Genomic DNA, 6,651 nt, shown 5'->3' with positions numbered 1-6,651 from the left:
TGTCGGATGCGGGCCGGGCGGGGTGCGCGGCGGGGGGTCAGGGGGGTCATCAGTTCTCCTTCGGACTGAGGGTGGCCGTGTCGGTGCGGGCGGGGCCCGCGTCAGTAGGGGTGTGCCTCGGCGGGCCAGCGCAGCTCGACGCCGACCCGGACGAGCTCGTCCTGGTAGTCGGCGAGCAGGTCGGCCTTGGACTGGACGGCGTGCGGCGTGCGCCCGGTCGCGAGGCAGTGGGCCGCGAGGTGGCCGGCGGCCTCGCCGATGTTCCACTCGACCGGGTGCAGGCGGTAGCAGCCGTTGGTGATGTGCGTCGTGCCGATGTTCTTGTTGGCCGCCAGCAGGTTGGTCACGCGCTGCGGGAGGAGCGCGCCGAGGGGGATCTCGAACGGGGTCGACGCGACGTCGATGTACGTGTCGCCGCCCGTCGAGGGGTGCAGGTCGATGCGGTACATGCCGACGCCGACCGAGTCGTCGTAGCGCGTCGCGCCCCGGTCCCCGCGCACGGCGTACGAGACGTCGTTCTCCGTCACCGTCGTCACCGCGCGCAGGCGGCGGGACTCGCGGTGGTAGGCCGCCTGGGCGAGGCCGTCGGCCGAGCCCATGACGTCCGGTCGCAGGCGCAGTCCGGGGAACCCCGTCCCGCCGTCGGGGCGGGGCGCCTCGGTCTGCATCCAGTAGAGCATCGAGAGGCTGAGCTGCCGGGCGTCGGTGATCCGCGCCTCCTCCACGTCGCGCGGCACGTCGAGCACCGGCGCGAGGAAGTAGTCGATGCTCGGCCAGTTCACGAGGCACAGGTCGCTCGCGTAGTGGCCGGGCGCGAACAGGTCGCGCGCCGCGATGCGCCGGAACGTCCACAGGTTGCCGTCGCCCGGGTTCTTCGACTGGTCGGCGTCCACGGCGCGCGCGTCGTCGCCCGGGTTCGGCGTGAAGGACCGCACGTCCATCGCGAGCGTGCGCGGGTTCGGCGCCTCCCACGACAGCATGCGCCGCCCGTTCCACGGGCCCGGGGTGTACGTGCTCCAGAAGTCGTAGCGCTCGGGACGGTCGATCGTGTGGTCGCCGTCGACGTGCTCGACGGCGAAGCACACGCTCAGCGCCTGCACGTTGTCCGGCTGCGCCTCGTCGGGAGCGCTCGGCTCCCCCGTCTCACGGTTCGACTCGAAGCCCGTGACGTACTCCGTGCCCGTCAGGGGCAGGAGCTCGCCCGTCTCGGTCGCGTCGACGACGAACGCGGCGTGGACCGTCACGACCTCGTCGGCTCCCGTACCGTCGCCCGGGGTGACCGGGGTGAGCGTCACGGAGGTGACGCGGTCGCCGTCGGTGGTCGCCGCCGTCGGGCGCACGCGCTCCAGCAGACGGATGCGGCCCGCCGACCGCCACGGGGCGAGCATCTCCTCGAGCACCCCGACCGCGACGCGCGGCTCGTGGCACAGCTTGGAGACCCAGCCGGCGCCAGGGTTGAGGGCGTCCCACGAGCGCGCGGCGCCCGTCAGCGGGTACGAGCGGCGGTACACGTCGCGGATGCCGTCGCGCAGCGCGCGGTAGCGCGCGGTGACGCCGAACCGCTCGACCCACGCGCTCTCGTCCGGCGGCACCGCCTGGGACGTGAGCTGCCCGCCGATCCACGGGTGCTCCTCGGTGAGGACGACGCGGGCGCCCCGCTCCGCGGCCGCGAGCGCGGCGGCGACGCCGCCGAGCCCGCCGCCGACGACGAGGACGTCTGCCTGGAGGTCTGGATGGGTCACGCTGGTTCCGTTTCTCTGGTGCTCTGGTGCTCTGAGGTCTGCAGGGACGGTCTGGCTGCCGGGGGTGGCGCGGGCGGTGGCGCGGCGACGGTCTCGCCGTCGACGTCGACGCACTCGAGGAGCTGGTGCAGCTCGTCCTCGGGGACCCGGGCGGCGCGCGCGGCCTTGCGGTCGGAGCGGCCCGAGCCGGACTCGGCGACGAGGCGCGAGAGCAGGACGAGGGCGCGCGCCCCCATCTCCTCGCGCGGGATCGAGAACCCGGACCACCGGCGCCCGCCCGGACGCCCGTGGTGCGGCTGGCCCAGGAGGAGGAAGGAGACGTCGTCGGGCACGCGGACCCCGCGCCCCTCGAGCTCGTCGACGAGCTCCTCGGGGTAGTTCTCCGGGGCGACGACGACGGCCGTGAGGCGCTGGTCGACGATCTCCGCGGCCGTGGCCGGGACGTCGTCGAGCTCGACGAAGCGCACGGTGAGCCCGTGCGCCTTCATCGTGGCGCGGTAGGCGTCGACGCGGTCGAGCGTCGGCTGGTCGGTGCCGCGCGGCCCGACGTAGCCGATGCGCTCGTGCCCGAGCTCGACGAGACGCTCGACCTGGCGCGCCGTCGCCGCGACGTAGTCGGCGCCGACGTAGGGCAGGCGCCCGCCGTCGCTCCCGCGCTTCCCGATGAAGACGAACGGGTAGTTCGTGTCGAGCAGGTGCTGGAGCTCGCCGCGGTCCTCGTGCTGGCCGAGCAGGAGGCAGCCGTCGGCGATCCCGAGGCGCTGCCACCCGTCACGCGTGAGGCGGCGCCGGCCGTCGACGACGCGCGCGCTCGTGAAGAGCAGGATGTCGATGCCCAGCTTCTCGGCCGCGTGCTCGATGCCGACCAGGAACGGGCCGTAGAAGTCCCGGCCGGCGCGCGGGAACGTCGCCTCGTAGGTGAAGACGCCCAGGATCTGGTTGTGCCCACCCGCGAGGCGCTGGGCCACGGGGTTCGCCGAGTAGCCCGTGATGCGGATCGCGTCGAGCACGCGCTGACGGGTCTCCTCGCTGATCCGCACCCCGGCGGGCGTGCTGTCGTTCAGCACGAACGAGACCGTCGCCTGGCTGACGCCCGCCATGGCGGCGACGTCGGCCTGGGTGATGCGGTGCCTCGGCATGGATCCTCCTCGATCACGTCGTCGATGACGTGCGAGGAGTCTCGCCAGAGCGGCGCGTGCGGGTCAACGCGGTAATACGCATTATTACGTCGCGAACGCTGGCAGTCCGCGCCTCGGTCCGCCGCCGGTGATCCGCATAATCGGCGACGCGACGGTCACCGCCGCCCCGGCGGGCGACTGCCGGAGGATGCACGACGGGCCCAGGGACGCACCTCGGAGGTGCGCCCCTGGGCCCGCTGTGCCGCCCGTGCGTGTCGCGCTATCCGCAGGTCAGCGCGTCGTAGGTCGCCGAGGTCGAGCCGTGCTGGACACCGTCGGCCCCGGCGACGTCGACCCTCGCCTCCCCGGCCTCGACCGACGTCGCCCGCGTCGCGAAGGACTGGTAGGCGCTGCGCCCGGGCTCGACGTCCGCCACGGTGCGCTCGCCGAACGGCGTCACGAGCCGGACCGTCGCCGCGGCCTCCCCCTCGTTGCGCGCGCTCACCGCGACGTACGCGCGGCCCGCGAGGCAGCGCGTCACGGCCTGCACCTCGACGGCGGGCGCGTCATCGTCGCACGCGGCCGCCTCCTCGGCGGTCGGGGTCCACCGGAACCAGTCGAACGACGCCACGATCTCCGGCGGCGTCGCGGAGCCGCGCATCGCGAACGGCCCGACGCCCGTCGCACCCAGCGCCGCGACGTCCACGGTGCGACCCCAAGGCGCGAACTCGACGCCGTCGACCGACACCGACGCCTGCACGGCGCTCCCGTCGCTCGCGAGGCGCAGCCAGAAGGTCTCACCGAGTCCTGCCGGCGGGACGACCGAGTCGAACCCCGTGTTGCGGTCGGTGCCGTTCTGGCGCCAGATGAACTCGAGGCGCGGGCCGAGCGAGCCGTGCACGAGGTCGAGCTTCGCGTAGTTCGCGTCGTCGCGGTACAGGAGCAGGCCGCCCTGCTGGAAGCGCTCGGTCGGGGAGACGGAGACGGCCGTCGTGACCTCCCAGGGCCCGTCGGGGACCGCCTGGAGCGGCAGCGAGGCGCCCGCGACGCCGGTCGGGTACGCCGGGACGTGCAGCGCGCCGTCCACGAGCTCGTGGCGAGCGGTGCCCGCGCGGACGACGGACCACCGCGCGGGGTCGAGCGTCGCGCCGTCGAACTCGTCCGACGCGGCGCCGCTGCACTGCTCGCGCAGCGGGTCGGGGTCCTGGCCGGGCTCGGGCGGCCGGACGGCGTCGGGGTCGCGCTGCGCCCACGCGATCGTCGCGCCCAGCCGGTCGCCGGACTCGTAGAAGAGGTAGGTCTCGTCGCCGTCGGTCACGATCTCGGGCGCGGCCACCCGGCCGGTGTCCTCACCGACACCGCTGGCCTTGTGGAGCTCCCACCGCGGCCCGACCTGGGTCATCGTCGGGTCGAGCGTGCGGGCGAACGTGATGCCCGTGGAGCCGTGGTAGACCACGTAGAGCTGGCCCTCCCACTCCCACAGGTTGCCGCCGGACACGTTCGTGCCGGTCGCGGCGTCGGGCACGACGAGCGGGTCGGGCCGCACGTCCCAAGCCTTGCCGTCGACCGACTCGGCCACCTTGATGCGCCGGATGTTGTCGGTCCGGTTCTGCATGTACGTCATCGCGAAGCGGTAGCCCGACGCTGGGTCGGGGTGCTCGACGACGCGCGCGTACGACGTCTCGGTGGTCCCGGCACCGCCGTCGGCGTTGGTGACCGCGACCCCGGAGTCGTCGAACGTCACGCCGTCGTTCGATGTCGCCCACCGGGTCGTCGAGTTCTCGCCGTGGAAGTACAGCAGCACCTCGTCGGCCGCGTCGTCCCACAGGACGTCGGGCGACGAGACGTGCGAGACGCGCTCGTAGAAGGGCAGCCACTCGTTCGCGACGATCGGGTTGTGCGCGTACTCCGTCCACGGCCCCTCGAGCGAGTCGGCGTACATGAGCGAGATCCCGCCCGGGGAGTCGTGCGGGGCGTAGTACAGGTACCACTCCCCCAACGCGTCGTCGAGGTAGGCGCCCGCGTGGAAGACGCTCGGGAAGATGAACTCGTCCGTCGGGTTGTAGATCATCGACTCCTTGTCGGTGATCACGCCGCGGTACTCGAAGACCGGGAGGTCGGACGCGGACGGGGCGTCGGCCGCCGTCGCGCCCACCGGCGCCGGGGCGAGGGCTGTCGGCGACGGCGCGGCCACGGCGGGGGCGACCGCGCCGGCTGCCACCATCGCGGCCAGGGCGACGACCGCCGCCGTCGCGACGCGGCGTCTCCGGCGGGGTGCTGGTGCTCGGGTTCTCACAGGGGACCTCCATCGGTTCCTCACCGGCGGCCTCGTCGCCGACCGGGCGCCGCGCGCGCGGCGGCGGCTGGTGGCAGTCTCGCCGCACCAGCCCCGCGCGGGTCAAAGGGATGATGCGCATTATTAGCGTGGCCCGAGCGTCCTCGCGGCGGCGCTAGAGTCGTCCCGACCCGACATCGATGTCCGACATCAGACTTATGCGCACCCCGGAGGATCGCCACCGTGCCGCTCTTCGACCTGCCCCTCGATGAGCTCGAGGCCTACGCGCCCGCGCTCGACGAGCCCGCCGACCTCGACGCGTTCTGGGCGCGCACCCTGGACGGGTCCCGCGCCGCCGGCGGGAACCTCGCCGAGACGGTCCGTCTGGAGCGCGTCGACGCCGGCCTGGAGACCGTCGTGGTGGACGACGTCACGTTCCCGGGCTTCGACGCCCAGCCGGTCAAGGCCTGGCTCGTGCGGCCCGCCGCAGCCGCGCACGCGGCGGCCGCCGGGGACGGCCCACCGCTCACCGCCGTGGTCGAGTACCTGGGATACGGGGGCGGCCGCGGCCTGCCCCACGAGCACCTGCTGTGGGCGAGCGCGGGCTACGCGCACCTCGTCGTCGACACGCGCGGACAGGGCAGCGGCTGGGGCGCGGGAGGCGACACGCCCGACCCGGTCGGATCGGGCCCGGCCACCCCCGGCTTCCTGACGCGCGGCATCCTCGACCCGCACGAGCACTACTACCGCCGCGTCATCACCGACGCCGTGCGGGCGGTCGACGCCGTGCGGACGGTCGACGGGATCGACCCCGCGCGCGTCGCCGTGACCGGGGTGAGCCAGGGCGGCGGCCTGACCATCGCCGTCGCCGGCCTCACCGAGGGCCTCGTCGCCGCCATGCCCGACGTGCCGTTCCTCACCCACTACCGCCGCGCGGTCGAGATCACCGACCGCCCGCCGTACTCGGAGATCACGCGCTATCTCGCCGTCCATCGCGAGCACGAGGACGCCGTCTTCCGCACCCTCTCCTACCTCGACGGCGCGAGCCTCGCCCGCCGCGCGACCGCCCCCGCCCTGTTCTCGGTCGCCCTCATGGACCCGGTCTGCCCGCCGTCCACGGTGTACGCGGCCTACAACGGCTGGGCCGCCGACGCGGGTGCCGGGGACGTCGACCGCGCGATCGACGTCTACCGCTTCAACGAGCACGAGGGCGGCCAGGCCTACCGCTTCGCCCGCCAGCTCGCCTGGCTCCGCGAGCACACCCGCTAGCCCGGCCCGCGTACCGCACGACGCCCGACCCGCGCGACCGTCCGGGCGGAACCGCACGGCGCGGTGCGATGCGACGCGGGAGCACGCGACGCGGGAGCACGCGACACCGCGGGTAGTCGCCCGGGTCAGCAACGACCGGGCGAGACGACGTAGGGCGGGGTGGGTGGTGGTGCCGCGTCGTGGCGGGCCTGGCGGGAGCCGCGAGGAACGAGCGGCGGATGGTAGACGCGGCACCACCACCCACCCC

General features: G+C 74.0%; 4 protein-coding genes. 1 reads left to right on the top strand and 3 read right to left on the bottom strand.

Annotated features, from left to right (window positions below):
• Positions 1–101: 101 nt before the first annotated feature.
• The 3 genes from A0J59_RS19570 to A0J59_RS19560 all read right to left on the bottom strand — a co-directional run bounded on the left by A0J59_RS19570 (position 102) and on the right by A0J59_RS19560 (position 5,156).
• Positions 102–1,742: an FAD-dependent oxidoreductase gene (locus A0J59_RS19570; RefSeq protein ID WP_064317204.1), complete on the bottom strand. Its 1,641-nt coding sequence runs from the start codon at positions 1,740–1,742 to the stop codon at positions 102–104.
• Positions 1,739–2,881 carry a LacI family DNA-binding transcriptional regulator gene (locus tag A0J59_RS19565; RefSeq protein WP_047234390.1) on the bottom strand — a complete coding sequence of 381 codons (1,143 nt, stop codon included), beginning with the start codon at positions 2,879–2,881 and terminating at the stop codon, positions 1,739–1,741. Before A0J59_RS19565 ends, A0J59_RS19570 begins: the two co-directional genes overlap by 4 nt.
• A gap of 259 nt (positions 2,882–3,140) precedes the next feature.
• Positions 3,141–5,156, bottom strand: a complete 2,016-nt coding sequence (locus A0J59_RS19560) for a DUF1349 domain-containing protein (RefSeq protein WP_156533201.1) — start codon at positions 5,154–5,156, stop codon at positions 3,141–3,143.
• A gap of 222 nt (positions 5,157–5,378) precedes the next feature.
• Here A0J59_RS19560 and A0J59_RS19555 point away from each other — a divergent pair, with 222 nt between their 5' ends.
• Complete coding sequence (locus tag A0J59_RS19555) at positions 5,379–6,404, top strand: acetylxylan esterase (RefSeq protein WP_064317202.1); 1,026 nt, start codon at positions 5,379–5,381, stop codon at positions 6,402–6,404.
• Positions 6,405–6,651: the final 247 nt, after the last annotated feature.

This window comes from Cellulosimicrobium sp. I38E (genome assembly GCF_001647255.1).
Classification (GTDB): Bacteria; Actinomycetota; Actinomycetes; order Actinomycetales; family Cellulomonadaceae; genus Cellulosimicrobium; species Cellulosimicrobium cellulans_E.
This window is presented reverse-complemented; position numbering and strand designations above follow the sequence as displayed.

Bases quoted from the DNA above. Each gene is read 5' to 3' on its own strand.
- A0J59_RS19565 (WP_047234390.1), bottom strand. From the start codon at position 2,881: ATGCCGAGGCACCGCATCACCCAGGCCGACGTCGCCGCCATGGCGGGC.